12 protein-coding genes and 2 pseudogenes are annotated in these 18,336 nt (G+C 69.0%); 1 reads left to right on the top strand and 13 read right to left on the bottom strand.

Annotation, left to right across the window (positions count from 1 at the left end):
• A partial coding sequence (locus tag GUY61_RS18315) for a S9 family peptidase (protein ID WP_166631265.1) occupies positions 1–1,710 on the top strand: 1,710 nt, incomplete at its 5' end.
• A 324-nt stretch (positions 1,711–2,034) separates the two neighbouring features.
• On the opposite strand, the pseudogene GUY61_RS18310 reads toward GUY61_RS18315, so the two are convergent.
• The 13 genes and pseudogenes from GUY61_RS18310 to GUY61_RS18250 form a co-directional block, all read right to left on the bottom strand.
• Positions 2,035–3,060: pseudogene (locus GUY61_RS18310) on the bottom strand (ABC transporter ATP-binding protein); the annotation flags it as partial.
• Complete coding sequence (locus tag GUY61_RS18305; RefSeq protein WP_166631263.1) at positions 3,053–4,039, bottom strand: ABC transporter ATP-binding protein; 987 nt, start codon at positions 4,037–4,039, stop codon at positions 3,053–3,055. The gene GUY61_RS18305 and the pseudogene GUY61_RS18310, both read right to left, overlap by 8 nt.
• 6 nt (positions 4,040–4,045) lie before the next feature.
• Positions 4,046–5,023: an ABC transporter permease gene (locus tag GUY61_RS18300; RefSeq protein ID WP_166631262.1), complete on the bottom strand. Its 978-nt coding sequence runs from the start codon at positions 5,021–5,023 to the stop codon at positions 4,046–4,048.
• Positions 5,016–5,939 carry an ABC transporter permease gene (locus tag GUY61_RS18295; protein ID WP_166631261.1) on the bottom strand — a complete coding sequence of 308 codons (924 nt, stop codon included), beginning with the start codon at positions 5,937–5,939 and terminating at the stop codon, positions 5,016–5,018. The genes GUY61_RS18300 and GUY61_RS18295 overlap by 8 nt, the downstream gene beginning before the upstream one ends.
• A gap of 26 nt (positions 5,940–5,965) precedes the next feature.
• A complete protein-coding gene (locus tag GUY61_RS18290; protein WP_166631260.1) occupies positions 5,966–7,594 on the bottom strand; it encodes an ABC transporter substrate-binding protein in 1,629 nt (542 codons plus the stop codon).
• 137 nt (positions 7,595–7,731) lie between these two features.
• Positions 7,732–8,658, bottom strand: a complete 927-nt coding sequence (locus GUY61_RS18285; protein ID WP_166631259.1) for a GNAT family N-acetyltransferase — start codon at positions 8,656–8,658, stop codon at positions 7,732–7,734.
• Between the two features lie 136 nt (positions 8,659–8,794).
• A complete protein-coding gene (locus tag GUY61_RS18280) occupies positions 8,795–9,955 on the bottom strand; it encodes an ABC transporter ATP-binding protein (RefSeq protein ID WP_166631258.1) in 1,161 nt (386 codons plus the stop codon).
• Positions 9,948–11,018: an ABC transporter ATP-binding protein gene (locus GUY61_RS18275; RefSeq protein ID WP_166631257.1), complete on the bottom strand. Its 1,071-nt coding sequence runs from the start codon at positions 11,016–11,018 to the stop codon at positions 9,948–9,950. Before GUY61_RS18275 ends, GUY61_RS18280 begins: the two co-directional genes overlap by 8 nt.
• 11 nt (positions 11,019–11,029) lie before the next feature.
• Entirely contained in the window at positions 11,030–11,983 is a 954-nt protein-coding gene (locus GUY61_RS18270) for an ABC transporter permease (protein WP_166631256.1), read from the bottom strand.
• Positions 11,976–12,905 (bottom strand): ABC transporter permease, encoded by a 930-nt coding sequence (locus GUY61_RS18265; protein ID WP_166631255.1) that lies wholly within the window; start codon positions 12,903–12,905, stop codon positions 11,976–11,978. Before GUY61_RS18265 ends, GUY61_RS18270 begins: the two co-directional genes overlap by 8 nt.
• A 195-nt stretch (positions 12,906–13,100) precedes the next feature.
• Positions 13,101–14,720, bottom strand: a complete 1,620-nt coding sequence (locus GUY61_RS18260) for an ABC transporter substrate-binding protein (RefSeq protein WP_166631254.1) — start codon at positions 14,718–14,720, stop codon at positions 13,101–13,103.
• A 542-nt stretch (positions 14,721–15,262) separates the two neighbouring features.
• Positions 15,263–17,170, bottom strand: a complete 1,908-nt coding sequence (gene typA, locus GUY61_RS18255) for a translational GTPase TypA (protein ID WP_166631253.1) — start codon at positions 17,168–17,170, stop codon at positions 15,263–15,265.
• 361 nt (positions 17,171–17,531) lie between these two features.
• A pseudogene (locus GUY61_RS18250) lies at positions 17,532–18,336 on the bottom strand (ABC transporter family substrate-binding protein); the annotation flags it as partial.

Here is an 18,336-nt window from a genome sequence, read left to right as displayed (position 1 = left end):
TCCCCCGACGGCCGTCATGTCGCGTACGTCGCCGGGGGCGCCCTGCGGGTCGTGGGCGCCGACGGCGACGGTGACCGGCCGCTGGCGCAGCCCGAGTCGGGGCAGGTGACGTACGGGCTCGCGGAGTTCGTCGCGGCGGAGGAGATGTCACGCTCCCGCGGCCACTGGTGGTCGCCGGACTCGACGCGGCTGCTGGTGGCGCGGGTCGACGAGTCGCCGGTCCGGCACTGGTGGATCTCCGACCCGGCCCGTCCGGAACGGGAGCCGGCCCGGGTCGCGTACCCGGCGGCCGGAACGCCCAACGCGGATGTGCGGCTGTGCCTGCTCGGTCTGGACGGCTCACGCGTCGACATCGCCTGGGACCGCGCCCGTTACCCGTATCTGGCCCGGGTGCACTGGACGGCCGACGGTCCGCCGCTGCTGCTCGTGCAGTCCCGCGACCAGCGGTCGCAGCTGTACCTGACGGTGGACACCGAGTCCGGGCAGACCCGTCTGCTGCATGCCGACGAGGACCCGGCGTGGCTGGAGCTGCACCACGGGGTGCCGGCGTGGACGCCGGACGGGCGGCTGGTGCGTATCGCCGACGAGGGCGGGGCGCGGGTGCTCGCGGTGGGCGACCGGCCGCTGACGGGCTCGCAGTTGCACCTGCGAGCGGTGCTGGACGTCGGGGTGAACGACATTCTGGTGTCCGCCTCCGCGGGCGCCGGGGCGGCCGGGGCGGGGATCGGGCAGATCCATGTCTACCGGGTCAACGAGCTGGGCCTGGAGCGGATTTCCGAAGGCGAGGGGGTCCACTCCGCGGTCCGCTGCGGGGGTGTCACCGTGCTGTCCTCGACGTCGACCGCGCACAGCGGCGCGACCGTTCGGGTGCTGCGGGACGGCGAGCAGGTGGCGACGATCGCCAGTTGCGCGGAACGGCCGGTGCTGACGGCGCGGGTACGGCTTGCCGAAGGGGGCGCACGGCGCATTCCGTGCGCCGTGATGCTGCCCTCCACCTACCGGGAGGATGACGGTCCGCTTCCCGTCCTGATGGATCCGTACGGCGGTCCGCACGGGCAGCGCGTGCTCGCAGCGCACAATCCGCACCTCACGTCCCAGTGGTTCGCCGAGCAGGGGTTCGCGGTGGTCGTGGCGGACGGGCGCGGCACGCCGGGCCGCAGCCCGTCCTGGGAGAAGGCGATCAAGAACGACCTGGCGCGGGTGGTTCTGGAGGACCAGATCGACGCGCTGCACGCGCTCGCCGAGCAGGGCTTCCCGCTGGATCTGTCCCGGGTCGCCATCCGCGGCTGGTCCTTCGGCGGCTACCTGGCAGGTCTCGCCGTGCTGCGCCGCCCGGACGTCTTCCACGCGGGCATCCTCGGGGCTCCGGTCACCGATCTGCGGCTGTACGACACGCACTACATGGAGCGCTATCTGGGTCACCCGGCGGAGCAGCCGCACTTGTACGAGGAGAACTCGCTGGTGACGGAGGCCGGGCTGCCGGGAGCGGCGGAGCTGAAGCGCCCGATGATGATCGTGCACGGGCTGGCCGACGACAATGTGGTGGTCGCGCACACGCTGCGGCTGTCCTCCGCCCTCCTGTCCGCCGGGCGTCCGCACGAGGTGCTGCCGTTGTCGGGGGTCACGCACATGACGCCGCAGGAGCAGGTCGCGGAGAACCTGCTGCTGCTCCAGGCGGACTTCCTCAAGCGGTCGCTGGGAATGGCTTAGGCCCCCGGGCCGCCGCAGGGGACCACCCGGGACCACCCGTGGTGGAACCCGGCGGAGGAAAGAGAACCGGCCGGGGCGACATGGCGCGCCCCGGCCGGTCTACGGCACCCGCACGGCCGTACGCTGTTCAGCGTGACGCGTCCGTATATCGGTGTTGCGTCGGTCAAGTTGCCTGCGTGTTAACGAGTTGATCGGCAAAAGTCGCGACATGTCACTCGACGAGGGACAAGCGAGGGCTCAGTCCTCGGTGTCCGGCGCCAAGGCCGTGCCCGCCCGCTGAGCCTTCGTCAGCACCGCCGCCGACGACGACACGACGGCTACGCCCGCGGCGGGCACCACCGGCCGCTCCTCGGCGAAGTGGCAGGCCGACTCGTGCGCCGCCGGCGTGTCCGAGGTCGCGAAACGCTCGGGCACGGCCAGCAGCGGCACCTCCTGGGCGCACTTGTCCTGGGCCTTCCAGCAGCGGGTGCGGAAGCGGCAGCCCGAGGGCGGGTTGGCCGGGGACGGGACGTCACCGGTGAGAATGATCCGCTCCCGGCCCTCCCGGGCCTCCGGGTCGGGCACCGGAACCGCCGACAGCAGCGCCTGGGTGTAGGGGTGCGTCGGGTGGTCGTAGATCTGGGCGTCCGTGCCGATCTCGGCGATCTTGCCCAGGTACATCACACCGACCCGGTCGGAGATGTGCCGGACGATCGACAGGTCGTGCGCGATGAAGATGTAGGAGAGGTTGAACTCGTCCTGCAGCTTCTCCATCAGGTTGATGACCTGCGCCTGGACGGAGACGTCCAGCGCCGACACCGGCTCGTCGCAGATGATGATCTCCGGGTTCAGCGCGAGACCCCGGGCGATACCGATGCGCTGACGCTGACCACCGGAGAACTGGTGCGGATAGCGGTTGATGTACTCCGGGTTCAGCCCGACGACGTCCAGCAGCTCCTGCACCCGGCGCCGCCGGTCACCCTTCGGCGCCACCTCCGGATGGATCTCGAAGGTCTCGCCGATGATGTCGCCGACCGTCATACGCGGGTTCAGCGAGGTGTACGGGTCCTGGAACACCATCTGGATGTTCCGGCGCACGGCCTTCAGCGCCCGCCCGGACAGCCTGGTGATGTCCTGGCCCTTGTAGAGAATCGATCCGGCGGTCGGCCGCTCCAGGCTGACCAGCAGCCTCGCGAGAGTGGACTTCCCGCAGCCGGACTCGCCGACGACGCCGAGGGTCTCGCCCCGCGCGAGGCCGAAGGAAACCCCGTCCACGGCCCTGACCTCGCCGGTCTGCTTCCTGAAGACGATCCCCCTGGTCAGCGGAAAGTGCTTGACCAGGTCCCGGACTTCGAGGACGGTCTCAGCCACGGAGCACCTCCTTCCAGAAGTGGCAGGCGCTGCGACGGACCGTTCCGCCGGCCCCGTCGACCTCGTACAGCGGTGGCGTGTCGGTGCGGCACAGGTCCCGGGCGAGGGGGCAGCGCGGGCTGAAGGCGCAGCCGGGCGGGATGTCCGTCGGGTTCGGCGGCAGGCCCTTGATCGCGTACAGTTCCCGGCCCTTCCGGTCCAGGCGCGGCACGGAGTCCAGCAGGCCGCGGGTGTACGGGTGCGCGGGCGCCTTGTAGACGTCATGCACCGGCGCGGTCTCCACGATCCGGCCCGCGTACATCACCGCGATCTTGTCGGCGACGTCCGCCACGACGCCGAGGTCGTGGGTGATCAGGATCAGGCCCATGTCGTACTCGCGCTGGAGCTCCGCGAGCAGGTCCATGACCTGGGCCTGCACCGTCACGTCGAGGGCCGTGGTCGGCTCGTCGGCGATGATCAGAGCGGGCTCCAGGGCCAGCGCCATCGCGATCATGATGCGCTGGCGCATACCGCCGGAGAACTGGTGCGGGTAGTCCCCCACCCGCTCCCGCGCGGCCGGGATGCGCACCCGCTCCATCAGCTCGACGGCCCTGGCCCTGGCGGCCTTCTTCGGCATTCCGCGGTGGACGGTGAACATCTCTCCGAGCTGTTCGCCCACCGACAGCACCGGGTTGAGGGAGGACAGCGCGTCCTGGAAGATCATCGCGATGTCGGCGCCCCTGACCCTGCGCCGTTCCTCCTCCCCGAGGCCGAGCAGGTCCCGGCCCTGGAACAGGACCTTCCCGCCCGTGACGCGGCCCGGCGGGCTGTCCAGGATGCCCATGACCGCCTGCGCGGTCACGGACTTGCCCGAGCCGGACTCGCCGAGCACGGCCAGCGTCTCCCCCGCGTCGACGGCGTACGACACTCCGTTGACCGCCCTGGCAACCCCTTCACGGGTACCGAACTCGACGTGCAGGTCGCGGACTTCGAGCAGCATGGCGGCTCACCTCAGCTTCGGGTCGAGGGCGTCGCGGACCGCGTCGCCGAGCATGATGAACGCGAGCACGGTGACGGCCAGCGCGCCGGCGGGCCAGAGCAGCATGTGCGGGGCGTTGCGCACGTAGGGGGAGGCTGCCGACAGGTCGATCCCCCAGGAGACGGAGGGCGGTTTCAGCCCGACGCCGAGATAGGACAGGGTGGCCTCCAGCGCGATGTACGTCCCGAGCGCGATGGTCGCCACGACGATCACCGGTGCCACGGCGTTCGGCGTGATGTGCCGCAGCAGGAGCCGGGTGTGGGAGGCGCCGAGCGCACGCGCAGCCTGGACGTAGTCGTTCTGCTTGGCGGTGATGACCGAGCCGCGTGCGATACGGGCGATCTGCGGCCAGCCGAGCAGCACCATGAACCCGATGACGGGCCAGATGCCCGAACTGGGGACGACGGACAGGAACACCAGGCCGCCGAGGACGACGGGAATGCCGAAGAACACGTCGGTGAGCCGTGACAGCACCGAGTCCCACAGCCCGGCGAAGAAACCGGCGAGGGCGCCGAGCACGCTGCCGATGAGAGCCACGCCGAGAGTGGCGCAGACACCGACCGCCACCGAGTTCCGGGCCCCGTAGACGGTCCTCGTGTAGACGTCGCAGCCCTGGCCGTCGAAGCCGAAGGGGTGACCGGGCCGTGAGCCCTCCTGGGCCCTGGACAGATCGCAGCTGAGCGGGTTTCCGCTCGTGATCAGGGAGGGCCACAGCGAGATGACGACCAGGAACGAGATGATCAGTGCCGAGACGATGAAGACGGGGTTGCGGCGCAGGTCGCGCCAGGCGTCGGACCACAGGCTGCGCGGCGCGTCCGCCGGGCCGCCGTCGCCGGGCCGCCGTGTGTCCCGCGGTGTCCGCGCCTCGGCCGTGGCGAGGCCGGCCGCGCCGCCCGCGCCGGTCGGCGGGATCGCCGCGTCCCGCGGCTCGGGCTGGTCAGGCATAGCGGATCCTCGGGTCGAGTACGGCGTACAGGAGATCGACGAGCAGGTTCGCCAGCAGGAAGATCAGCACCAGGACCGTCACGAAGCCGACCACGGTCTGGCTGTTCTGCCGCAGGATGCCCTGGTAGAGCTGGTAGCCGACGCCGTGGATGTTGAAGATCCGCTCGGTGACGATCGCCCCGCCCATCAGGGCGCCGATGTCCGTGCCGATGAAGGTGACCACCGGGACCAGCGAGTTGCGCAGCAGGTGCCTGCGGACGACCCGGCCCTTCGGCAGGCCCTTGGCCACGGCCGTGCGGACGTAGTCGGCTCGGCGGTTCTCCGCGATGGAGGTCCTGGTCAGCCGGGTCACATAGGCCAGCGATACCGAGGCGAGGACGAGGCCGGGCACGATCAGTTCGCCGAAGCCCGCCTCGGGTGAGACGGAGGGCCTGATGAGGCCCCATTCCACGCCCAGCAGCAGCTGGAGCAGCAGGCCGGTGACGAAGGTGGGTACGGCGATGACGACGAGGGTGACGACCAGGACCAGGCTGTCGACGGGCCGGCCGCGCCGCAGCCCGGTGACCACGCCGAGCGCGATGCCGATGACGATCTCGAAGAGGATCGCCACGGTGGTGAGCCGGACGGTGACGGGAAAGGCGCTGCCCATCAGCTCGGTGACCGGCCGGCCGTCGAAGGCGGTGCCGAAGTCGCCGGTGAGCACATGGCCCATGTAGGTGAGGTATTGCCGCCCCACCGGCTTGTCGAGGCCGAACTCCTTGCGCAGCTGTGCGGTGGTGGCCGGGTCGCACTGCCGGTCGCCGCACAGCCCGGCGACGGGGTCGCCCATCACATTCACCATCAGGAAGATCAGCAGGGTGGTGCCGATGAAGACCGGGATCATCTGCAGCACCCGCCGGACCACATAGCGCCCCATGGGCCGCCTCCGGGGAGTAGGGGGCCTCAGCCGACCGTGATCTCGTTGTAGACGGGGACGCTGAACGGATTGAGCGCGACGTTGGACAGCCGCTCGGAGTAGCCGGCGCTGCCGTTCTGGTACCAGAGCGGGATGGCACCCATGTCGTCCCGCAGGACCTTCTCGGCCCGCTGGAACTTCTCGATGGCCGCGGCGTTGTCGCTCTCGGCGTTCGCCTCGTCGACGAGCCGGTCGAATTCGGGGCTCGACCATTTGCCGTCGTTGGAGGAGGCGTCCATGTAGTAGAGCGGCTGGAGGAAGTTCTGGATCAGCGGGTAGTCCATCTGCCAGCCTGCCCGGAAGGGGCCCGTCATCTTCAGGCCGTGGATCCGGTTGCGGTAGTCCGCGAAGGTGCCGACGGGGTTGCCCACGCAGGCCCTGTCCTTGCCGAGCGCCTTGTTGATGCTGTTGCAGACCGCGTCCACCCAGTCCCGGTGGGAGCCGGTGTCCGCGTTGTACGTGATGGTCATCCTCCCGCCGGGCAGTCCGCCGCCCTGCGCGACGAGCTTCCTCGCGGCGGCAGGGTCGTACTCGCAGAACTGGGCGCAGAGGCCCGCCTTGAAGCCGCCGTCGGCGCCGAGCACGGGCGAGGTCCAGTCGGTCGCGGGGGTGCGGGTCCGCTGGAAGATGGTCTCGGTGATCTGCTCGCGGTCGATGGCCCGGGAGATGCCCTTGCGGACCTTGTCCATGCCCTCCTTGCTCCAGTTCTTGTCGTAGAACGGGAAGGACAGCGTCTGGATGATGCCGGCGGGGGTGTTGATGTAGCGGTCGCCGAGGTCCCCCTCCACGTTCTTCAGCCGGGCGGCCGGGATGTCGTCGACCAGGTCGAGGTTGCCTGCCTGCAGGTCGGTGTAGGCCGTGTTGTTGTCGGTGTAGACCTTCAGGTCCACGCCGCCGTTGCGCGCCTTGTCCTCGCCGGGGTAGTCGTCCCGCGTCCGCAGGGACATCCGGGATCCCTTCTGGTACGACTCCACGATGTACGGGCCGTTGCCGACGGGCTCGGCCAGCCATGCGTCGTGGTCGTCGAAGAAGGCGCGCGGAAGCGGGACGAAGGCGTTGTACCCGAGCGTGTCGGGGAAGCTCGAGAACTTCTGGCCGAGCCTGACGGTGAAGGTGCGCTCACCGGTGATCCTGAGTCCGGAGAGGGTCTCGGCCCTCTGCTCGCCGGACTCCGGGTGGACCTCGTCATAGCCTTCGATGTAGGAGAAGAAGTAGGCGTTGCGCTGGTTGTTCTTCAGGGCGGCGCCGTAGTTCCAGGCGTCGACGAAGGACTTCGCGGTGACCTTCTCGCCGTTGGAGAAGGTCCAGCCGTCCTTGACGGTGATGGTGAAGTCGACGGAGTCGCTGGTCTCGATCCTCTCGGCGAGCATGTTCCGGGCCTCGCCCGTCCTGGGGTCGTACTTCTTCAGCCCCCGGAAGATCATGTCGAGGACCTTGCCGCCCTGCACCTCGTTGGTGTTCGACGGCTCCAGGGGGTTCTGCGGGTCGCCCCAGGAGGAGCTCAGTACCGCGGAGCCGCCACCGCTGCCGCCGCCGTCCCCGCCGCCGCAGGCGGCCGCCGTGAGGACGACGGCCGTCGCGCATGCGGCCCACTTGGCGTGCGTGGCTCCGCGCATGGAGTTCCTCCCATTCAGGCCAAATAACTACTAAGACCCGAATATCACCTCATGCGCCGTCAGCCCGCACCCGCGTCACGGCTGCTGGTGAATACCCCCCGACCGCAGTACGCATCCGCCGCGGAACCGCACCGGGTTCACAGCAGTACGGTCTCCCAGGTGTCCACGGCGTAATGGACCGTCAACCCGTTGCGCTCGTACAGCAGGGGCGCCCCGGTGGCATTGGCGGTGTCCACGCCGAGGCCGACGGTGTCCCTGCCCCGCTCGGCGAAGGCGGCGAAGGCGTGCCGCAGCAGGAAACCGCCGATGCCCCGGCCGCGCGCCGGCTCCCGTACGCCGATGCTGCGGATCCAGCCCATCGCCTCGCGGTCGTCGCGGGCCAGCAGCATCCCCACGTCCCCGAGGTCCGCGGTGGAGGCGATCCACACGAGGGACCAGTCGAGCCCGTCCGTGCCGACGTCGTGCAGCCACTGCTCGTAGCCGCGCGGCTGGAAGTCGAAGTGCCCGGCGAAGCTGTCCTGGTACAGCTCGTGCGCCCGGTGGCGGTCCGCCTCGGCCGTGCAGGACCGTATCCGCACCCCGGCGGGCGGCCTGGGCGGCAGGTCCCGCGCCGGGTCCAGGGACCGCCGCAGCACGTGGTACCTGCGCACGGTCGACCAGCCGCGCCGTTCGATCAGCGCCGTGTCCAGCGTCGGCTCGGAGTTCAGGTGGAGGTGCACCACGGCCCGCTCCGCGCCGTTCCCCCTCGCCCTGGCCAGCGCCCTGGCCTCCATCCGCGCGAAGACCAGCTCGCCGGCCTCCTGGTGGTCCGGCAGCACGTAGTGGTCGACGTCGATCCGCTCGCCGCCCGACTCGTCCCACAGCAGCCCGTAGGCCACCGGCCGGCCGTCCTCGACGACGAGCCAGGAGTCCTTCTCCAGGTCGACCTCGGGGTGCTTGAGCTCGGACTCGACGCTGTGCAGCTCGGTCTCGGGACGCCCGATCTCGATCCGGTCGATCTCGTTGAGCAGCGCCGTGACGGCCGGTGCGTCGGCAAGGGTCACGGGGCGCAGGGAGTAAGCCATGCGGCCCAGCGTCGGGTGGCGGCGAGGCCGCCGCAACGGGTTTTTCCCGGCCCCGTACGCGCGAGGCGCCCGGCCCCTTTCGGGGACCGGGCGCCTGTGACGACTGCGTGCCTGTGAGGGCCGTGCGGCGTGTGCGTCAGGCCGCGTGGACCACGTCCTTCTCCTCGGCGAAGTGGCAGGCCGACTCGTGCGCCGCCGGCGTGTCCGAGGTCGCGAAACGCTCGGGCACGGCCAGCAGCGGCACCTCCTGGGCGCACTTGTCCTGGGCCTTCCAGCAGCGGGTGCGGAAGCGGCAGCCCGAGGGCGGGTTGGCCGGGGACGGGACGTCACCGGTGAGAATGATCCGCTCCCGGCCCTCCCGGGCCTCCGGGTCGGGCACCGGAACCGCCGACAGCAGCGCCTGGGTGTAGGGGTGCGTCGGGTGGTCGTAGATCTGGGCGTCCGTGCCGATCTCGGCGATCTTGCCCAGGTACATCACACCGACCCGGTCGGAGATGTGCCGGACGATCGACAGGTCGTGCGCGATGAAGATGTAGGAGAGGTTGAACTCGTCCTGCAGCTTCTCCATCAGGTTGATGACCTGCGCCTGGACGGAGACGTCCAGCGCCGACACCGGCTCGTCGCAGATGATGATCTCCGGGTTCAGCGCGAGACCCCGGGCGATACCGATGCGCTGACGCTGACCACCGGAGAACTGGTGCGGATAGCGGTTGATGTACTCCGGGTTCAGCCCGACGACGTCCAGCAGCTCCTGCACCCGGCGCCGCCGGTCACCCTTCGGCGCCACCTCCGGATGGATCTCGAAGGTCTCGCCGATGATGTCGCCGACCGTCATACGCGGGTTCAGCGAGGTGTACGGGTCCTGGAACACCATCTGGATGTTCCGGCGCACGGCCTTCAGCGCCCGCCCGGACAGCCTGGTGATGTCCTGGCCCTTGTAGAAGATCTCGCCCGCGGTGGCCGTCTCCAGCATCATCAGCAGCTTGGCCACGGTCGACTTGCCGCAGCCGGACTCGCCGACGATGCCGAGGGTCTCGCCCTGGTAGAGGTCGAAGGAGACCCCGTCCACGGCCTTGACCGCGCCGATCTGCTTCTTGAAGAGGATGCCCTGGGTCAGCGGGAAGTGCTTGACCAGGTTGCGCACCTGGAGGATCGGCTCTCCGCGCTCGACGGGTGCCTCGATGGCGGCGACCGCCTCCGTCTCGGAGTGGGCGTCGACGACTTCCACCTCGGTGACGTTGGGAGTCTCGTCCACGGCGGCCTGCGGCTGCTCGCCCGTCTTGTCCAGCTCAGCCATGGATCGTCTCCTTCCAGAAGTGGCACGCGCTGCCGCGGCCGACCAGCTCGCCGCCGTCCCGCTCGGTGACGGGGAGCAGCGGCGGAATGTCCGTACGGCAGATGTCCTGCGCCTTGGGGCAGCGCGGGTTGAAGGCACAGCCGGACGGGATGCGGGTCAGGTTGGGCGGCAGGCCCTTGATCGCGTACAGCTCCTGGCCCTTCTGGTCCAGGCGCGGGATGGAGTCCAGCAGGCCGCGGGTGTAGGGGTGCGCGGGCCGCTTGTACAGCTCGTGCACCGGCGAGGTCTCCACGATCCGGCCCGCGTACATCACCGCGATCTTGTCGGCGACGTCCGCCACGACGCCGAGGTCGTGGGTGATCAGGATCAGGCCCATGTGGTACTCGCGCTGGAGCTCCGCGAGCAGGTCCATGACCTGGGCCTGCACCGTCACGTCGAGGGCCGTGGTCGGCTCGTCGGCGATGATCAGGTCGGGCTCCAGGGCCAGCGCCATCGCGATCATGATGCGCTGGCGCATACCGCCGGAGAACTGGTGCGGGTAGTCCCCCACCCGCTCCCGCGCGGCCGGGATGCGGACCCGGTCCATCAGCTCGATGGCCCTGGCCCTGGCGTCCTTCTTGGACAGGCCCTGGTGGACCCGGAACATCTCGCCGAGCTGGTATCCCACGGAGAGCACCGGGTTGAGGGAGGACAGAGCGTCCTGGAAGATCATCGCGATCTTCCGGCCGCGGATCTTGCGCCGCTCCTCGTCGGACATCTTCAGCATGTCCTCGCCGCGGAAGAAGATCTCCCCCTTGGGGATCCGCCCCGGCGGCATGTCGAGAATGCCCATGATCGCCTGCGCGGTCACGGACTTGCCGGAGCCGGACTCGCCGAGCACGGCGAGCGTCTCACCGGCGCTGACGGTGTAGTTGACACCGTTGACGGCCTTGGCGACCCCGTCCCGGGTCTTGAACTCCACGTGCAGGTCTCGGACTTCGAGGAGCGGGCCCTCGAAGTCGTCGCCCCGGCGCGGCGCGGGAACGTCGGACACCTTGCCGACCGTTTTGTCGATGCTGGTCACGTACGCCTCCCTCAGCGCAGCTTGGGGTCGAGGGCGTTGCGTACCGCATCGCCGAACATGAGGAACGAGAGCACCGTGATCGAGACCATGACGGAGGGGACGATCAGTACGTACGGCGCGTTGCGCAGTTGCTGACGCCCCGTGGAGACGTCGACGCCCCAGGACACCGTGGGTTCGGCGAGACCGACACCGAGGAAGGACAGGGTGGCCTCGGCCGCGATGTAACCGCCGAGCGCGATGGTCGCCACGACGATGATCGGGGCGAGCGCGTTGGGCAGGATGTGCTTCAGCAGGATGCGCGTGGTGGAGGCGCCGAGCGCCTTCGCGGCGACCACGTAGTCGGCCTGCTTGATGGTGATCACGGAGCCGCGGGCGACACGGGCGATCTGCGTCCAGCCGAGGAAGGCCATGGCCAGCATGACGACCCAGACGCTGCGCTCCTCGAAGGTGGTGAGGATGACCAGCGCACCGAGCAGGTACGGGATGCCCATGAAGACGTCGGTCAGGCGGGAGAGCAGGCTGTCGAGCCAGCCGCCGAAGTAGCCGGCGAGCATGCCGACCGCGGTGCCGAGGACGGCCACCAGGAGTGTGACACCGACGCCCACCATGATCGAGGCGCGGGCCCCGTAGATGATGCGGGCGTAGATGGAGCGCCCCTGGCCGTCGTACCCGAGCCAGTCGGGAGCGAAGAAGTGGCCCCAGTTCGGGTGCTGGAGGTAGTGCTTGGCCAGATCGGCGTCGCGCGGCGAGGCGCTGGTGAACAGGCCCGGTGCGATCGCGATGACGAGCAGCAGCAGGATCAGCACGGCCGAGACCAGGAAGAGCGGGTTGCGGCGCAGGTCGTGCCAGGCGTCGGACCAGAGGCTGCGCGGCTTCGCCGATGCGGTCGCCGCGTCGAGGGCGGCGTCCGGAGCCGGGTCGGTCGCGATGGCCGTCTCGACCTTGTCGGCGGTCTTCTCAGGCATACCGGATCCTCGGGTCCAGGACCGCGTAAAGCAGGTCGACGAGCAGGCTGGTGAGGAGGTAGACGATCACGATCAGTGAGGCGATGCCCACGACCGTGGCGCCTTCCCTGCGGCTCAGGGCCACGAAGATCGCGTTGCCGACGCCCTGAACGTTGAAGATGCCCTCGGTCACGATGGCGCCGGTCATCAGGTTGCCGATGTCGGTGCCGAGGAAGGTGACGACGGGGATCAGGGAGTTGCGCATCAGGTGGACGCCGACGATCCTGCCGCGCGGCAGCCCCTTGGCCACCGCTGTGCGCATGTAGTCGGCCCTCAGGTTCTCCGCCATCGACGTGCGGGTGAGCCGGGCCACGTACGCCAGGGAGAGGGAGCCCAGGACGACGGCGGGCAGGAAGAGGTCGCCGATGTTCTCGGAGTCCTGCACGGTCGGCGTCGTGATCTGGAGCTGGAACGCGAAGATGTACTGCATCAGGTAGCCCAGCACGAAGGAGGGCATGGAGATCAGCACCAGGGTGAGGGTCAGCAGTCCGCGGTCCCGGACGGAGTCCGGGCGAAGTCCGGCGACGATGCCGAGGCCGATGCCGACCAGCACCGTGAAGGTGAACGCGAAGAGGGTGAGGCGGATCGTGACCGGGAACGCCTCGGCGATGATGTCCGCGACGGGACGCTGGCTCGCGATCTCGGTGCCGAAATCACCCTGGAACAGCCCGCCCAGGTAATTCACGTACTGCTGCCAGATCGGCAGATCGAGTCCGAGGTCGTGCCTGATGCTCGCGACCACGGTCGGATCGAACGCCTGATCTCCCATGAGCGCCCTTACGGGATCACCGGGCAGTGCGTACATCATGAGAAAGATCAGCAAGGTTGACCCGATGAACACCGGGATCATCTGGAGCAGTCGTCGTGCGACATAACGCCCCATGGGTGCCTCCGTGTGGGGTGACTGCAGCCGGGGGCCGTCCCGCTGCCACCCCCGGGCGGCCCAAGCGCCTTCGTGGAACCCGAAGGGCGGGGAAGCTCCGAGGGGGAGGACGGCCCCGCGGCCTTCCGCCGCCGCCGGTCGGGGACCGGCGGCGGCGGACTGACGGCCGAGTGGGGAAGTGGCCCGCAGGCTCGCTTACTTGACGGTGACCTGCGGCAGCTCGATGTCGCCGTGGAAGTCGACGTTGACGTTGTCGACGCTCTTACCGTGGCCACCGTTGATGCGGTAGTACCACAGCGGGATCGCCGGCATCTCCTCCAGCAGCTTCTTCTCGACCTCCTGGTAGGCCTTCACGGCCTCCTCCAGGGACTCCGCCTTGTCACCCTCGGCCATCATCGCGTCGATCTTCTTGTTGGAGAAGCGACCGTTGTTGGACTCGGCGTTGGTGTGGTAGAGCTCCTTGATGAAGTTCACGTTGACCGGGTAGTCGGCGACCCAGCCACCGCGGTACATGCCCTTGACCTCGTCGTTGTCACGCGCTTCGAGGTCCGTCGCGAAGTCCGGCTTCGCGTCGCCGACGCAGTCGACTCCGGTGGCGTTGCGGATGGACTCGCAGACCGCGGTCACCCACTCCTTGTGGCCGCCGTCGGTGTTGTACTGGATCCACACCTTGTTGCCCGGGATGCCGCCGCCCTCCTTGATGAGAGCCTTGGCCTTCTTCGGGTCGTAGGTGAAGACGTCCGTACCCAGGTCCTGGTTGCCCTTCACCTGCGGCGGCGTGAAGCTCGTCGCGGGCGTACGGGTGTTGTTCAGGACGGTCTTGGTGATCGTGTCGCGGTCGATCGCCATGGACAGACCCTGGATGACCTTGGGGTCGATGTCCTTGAACGGCTTCGAGTAGAAGGCCGGGACCAGCGACTGGAGGGCCGCGTACGGCTCCTCGATCGCGCCGTCACCGAGGTCCTGCTTGTACTTCGGCAGGTCCGTCGGGCCGACCTGGCGGATGATGTCCAGGTTGCCGGAGACGACATCCTGGTACGCCGCCTCGAGGGTGGTGTAGTTCTTGAACTGGATGCCCTTGTTGACGGCCTTGTTCGGGCCCTTGTACTCGTCCCAGGCCTTGACCTGGATGAGCTTCTTGTGGGTCCACTTCTCGAACGTGTAAGGGCCGTTGCCGACGGGCTTCTGGCCGAACGCCTTCGGGTCGTCGTAGAAGACCTTCGGCAGCGGGGCGAAGGTGGCGTAGCCCAGCTTGTAGTTGAAGTAGGGGACGCGGTCCTTCAGCTCGATGGTGAAGGTGGTGTCGTCGACGACCTTCAGACCGGACATCTTGTCGGCCTTCGGGTCACCCTTCTCCGGGTGGACGTCGTCGTAGCCGGCGATGTCCGCGAACCAGAAGGAGTTCTGCTGGTTGTTCTTGATGTTCGCGTACCAGTTCCAGGCGTCGACGTACGACTGCGCGGTGACGGCCTCGCCGTTGTGGAACTTCCAGCCGTCCTTGAGCTTGACCGTCCAGGTCTTGGAGTCCTCGCTGGTGACGGACTCGGCGTTCGTGTAGACGATCTCGCCCTTGGCGTCGAAGTCCAGCAGCTGCGTGAACAGGGACTGGATGACGTACGAGCCGTTGCTCTCGTTGGTGTCCGCCGGGATCAGCGGCTTCTGCGGCTCGCCGACGTCGATCGACACATAGCCCGTGAGCGCGCCCTTGTCCTTCGACGCCGATTCCTTGTCACCGTCACTGCCGCCGCAGGCGGTCGCGGCCAGCGCGACGACGATTGCCCCCGCGACCCACTTGGCGCTCTTGGCACCACGCATGGGTTCCTCCTCATGAGTCCACTGATCACTACATGGGGGGCACAAGGAATCCCCGCCGACACCCCTGACGGCGGAGATGACATGCCCCGAGTGCGGCTCGTGAGCCGGCGCTCCCCACAGCGCGTGACCCATTGACCCGAGCTCAACGGACCCAACTATTAAGTAACGCCGAGCCGTAAACCACACTTAAGGGGTCTCGTTTTGGTCACATCATCCACCCGAGTAGACCCGAAATCCGGGCAAACTGAGCATAGACAGACACGGCCGAAACGGACCGTTAACACAACTTCCGGTGAGGGATGGTCGATATCCGGACGCTATGGATCAAGAAATGGCTTGACAGAACGTCACACACCTGACCATGTGAATGGTCACTCTCCGTGGAACACGGCGGGGGCCGGTCCGACCACCGGCATACCCGACTCGTCGGCGGAACAACCCAGGTCCGGGGCAACGGTCCGGGGCAACGGTCCGCGAACGCGCGCGGGCCCGCCCCCGGAGGGGACGGGCCCGGATCGTCGCACGCCCGAAGGCGCGGCGGATCAGCCGTGCTTGGCGCGCGAGGCGGCGCGGGCGCGCTCCCGGGCGTCCAGGTTGACCTTGCGGATGCGCACGGCCTCCGGAGTCACCTCGACGCACTCGTCGTCGCGGCAGAACTCCAGGGACTGCTCCAGCGACAGCTTGCGCGGCGGGACGATCGACTCGGCGACGTCGGCCGTCGAGGACCGCATGTTGGTGAGCTTCTTCTCCTTGGTGATGTTGACGTCCATGTCGTCGGAGCGGGAGTTCTCACCGACGATCATGCCCTCGTACACCTCGGTGCCCGGCTCCACGAAGAGGACGCCGCGCTCCTGGAGGTTGGTCATCGCGAAGGCGGTGACGGCTCCGGAACGGTCCGCGACGAGCGAGCCGTTGTTGCGGGTCTTGAGCTCGCCGAACCAGGGCTCGTGACCCTCGTGGATGGAGTGGGCGATGCCGGTGCCGCGGGTCTGGGTCAGGAACTCCGTCCGGAATCCGATCAGGCCGCGGGACGGGACGACGAACTCCAGGCGCACCCAGCCCGAGCCGTGGTTGGACATGTTGTCCATCCGCCCCTTGCGGGTGCCCATCAGCTGGGTGACGGCACCCATGTGCTCCTCGGGCACGTCGATGGTGAGCCGCTCGACCGGCTCGTGCACCTTGCCGTCGATCTCCTTGGTGACCACCTGCGGCTTGCCGACGGTCAGCTCGTAGCCCTCACGGCGCATCGTCTCGACGAGGATGGCCAGCGCCAGCTCGCCGCGGCCCTGCACCTCCCAGGCGTCGGGGCGCTCGGTCTCCAGGACGCGCAGCGAGACATTGCCGATCAGCTCGCGGTCGAGACGGTCCTTGACCTGGCGGGCGGTGACCTTGCGGTCCTTGACGGCCGCCTTGGCGTCCGCGCCCTTGCCGGTGCCGCCCCGGCCGACCAGCGGCGAGGTGTTGGTGCCGATGGTCATGGAGATGGCCGGCTCGTCGACCGTGATCAGCGGCAGCGCCACCGGGTTCTCCGGGTCGGCGAGCGTCTCGCCGATGGTGATGTCCGGGATGCCGGCGACGGCGCAGATGTCGCCCGGGCCCGCCTTCTCGGCCGGCTTGCGGGTGAGCGCCTCCGTCATCAGCAGCTCGGTGATGCGCACGTTCTGGATCGTGCCGTCCCGCTTGATCCACGCCACGGTCTGACCCTTGCGCAGCTCGCCCTGCTCGACCCGGAGCAGCGCGATACGGCCGAGGAAGTTGTCGGCGTCCAGGTTGGTGACGTGGGCCTGGAGCGGCGCGTCCTCCTCGTAGGAAGGGGCCGGGACGTGCTCCAGCAGGGTGGAGAAGAAGGGCTCCAGGCTGTCGCTGTCGGCGGGGACGGTGCCGTCCTCCGGCTTGGTGAGCGAGGCCACACCGTCACGGGCGCAGGCGTAGACGATCGGGAACTCGATCTGCTCCTCGTCCGCGTCCAGGTCCAGGAAGAGGTCGTACGTCTCGTTGACGACCTCGTCGATCCGGGAGTCGGGGCGGTCCGTCTTGTTGATGCACAGGATGACGGGCAGCCGCGCCTGGAGTGCCTTGCGCAGCACGAAGCGGGTCTGCGGCAGCGGGCCCTCGGACGCGTCGACGAGCAGCACGACGGCGTCGACCATCGACAGGCCGCGCTCGACCTCGCCGCCGAAGTCGGCGTGGCCGGGGGTGTCGATGATGTTGATCGTGATCACTTCGCCGCCACCCTTGGGGTGGTACTTCACGGCGGTGTTCTTCGCCAGGATCGTGATGCCCTTCTCACGCTCCAGGTCGTTCGAGTCCATCATCCGGTCGTCGAGGTGCTCCTGCTGGTGCGCGGCGAAGGCGCCGGCCTGCTTGAGCATGGCGTCGACCAGAGTGGTCTTGCCGTGGTCGACGTGGGCGACGATGGCTACGTTACGGATGTCATGGCGCGTGGGCATACTGGCGGTACTTCTCCCGGGATCGTGGATGGCTGGCGCGAGCGGGGTCCGCTACGCGTGCCTTGCCGGGCGACCATGCCACGGCCTCACCCCATGGTACGTGGCCGCGGCGGGAGCCGCGGCCGGGGCCGCGCGGCGTGGGCCGGACGGCGCCCCCGCGGGGCCCGCGGAAAGGCCGGCCGGGCGCGCCCGTGAAGGCGACCGCCCGCCGTGGGTGCGGCGGGCGGTCGTCATTCTGGGGTGCTGTAGTGATCAATGGCGGATTCAACTGTGTACCGATTCGGCCTTCACCGCAAGGCGGTTGAGCCGGATACGGGCCTGTGAATCCACTGTTCACCGGGTGGATACGCGCGTGTGCGGATCACTTTCCGCGCCCGGCGGCCGGGCCGCCCAGGCCGGGCTTCCTGAAGCCGATGTCCTGGTAGCGGGGGGTGCCGAGGCCGAAGGCGCCCGCGTTGGCGAGATCGGAACCGGCGGCGACGAGCTGCGGGCGCTGGAAGAGAGGAATCGATCCTGCGGCGGCCCAGATCCGGGCGTCGGCCTTCTTCAGGAGAGCGTTCGAGGCCTTCTCGTCCAGCTCGGAGACGGCCTGGTCGAAGAGCTGGTCGATGTGGTCGGTGCCCACCCTGGTGTAGTTCTGCTCGATGATCAGCGAGCCGTCGGGGGCCGGCTTCGGCTTGACGTGGATGGGGCGGGCGTCGGTGGCCGGGTAGGCGGTGGCGGGCCACGCATACAGGGCGAGGTCGAAGTCGCCGTTCGCGATGTGGTCCGTGAAGAAACTGTCGTCGGGGACCTTCACGGTCTTTGTGCGTACGCCGATCCCCGCCAGCATCCTGGAGATGCGGCCGCCGGTGGCGCGCAATGTCTCGGAGCCCGGCCCCGAGGGGAGCACGAAGCGCAGGACCAGCGGTTTGCCGTTCTTGGCGAGGGGCCCCGCTGCCGGGGCGGGGGTACCGGCCGGGGCGTAGGCGCCGGGCGCGCCGCCCTGCGGGGCACTCCCGGCAGCACGGTCGCCCGCGTGCCCGGCGGCCCGGGCACCGCCGAACGGGCCGGACTCGCCGAAGGGGCTTCCGGAGGAGCCGCCCGGGGAAGGGGCCGCGTCGGCTCCCGGCAAGCCGCGGGCGCCGGCCGGGGCCTGCGCCCGCGGCTTGCCGTCGGCGGGCCCC

The organism is Streptomyces sp. GC420 (assembly GCF_009916105.1).
Lineage (GTDB): Bacteria > Actinomycetota > Actinomycetes > Streptomycetales > Streptomycetaceae > Streptomyces.
This window is presented reverse-complemented; position numbering and strand designations above follow the sequence as displayed.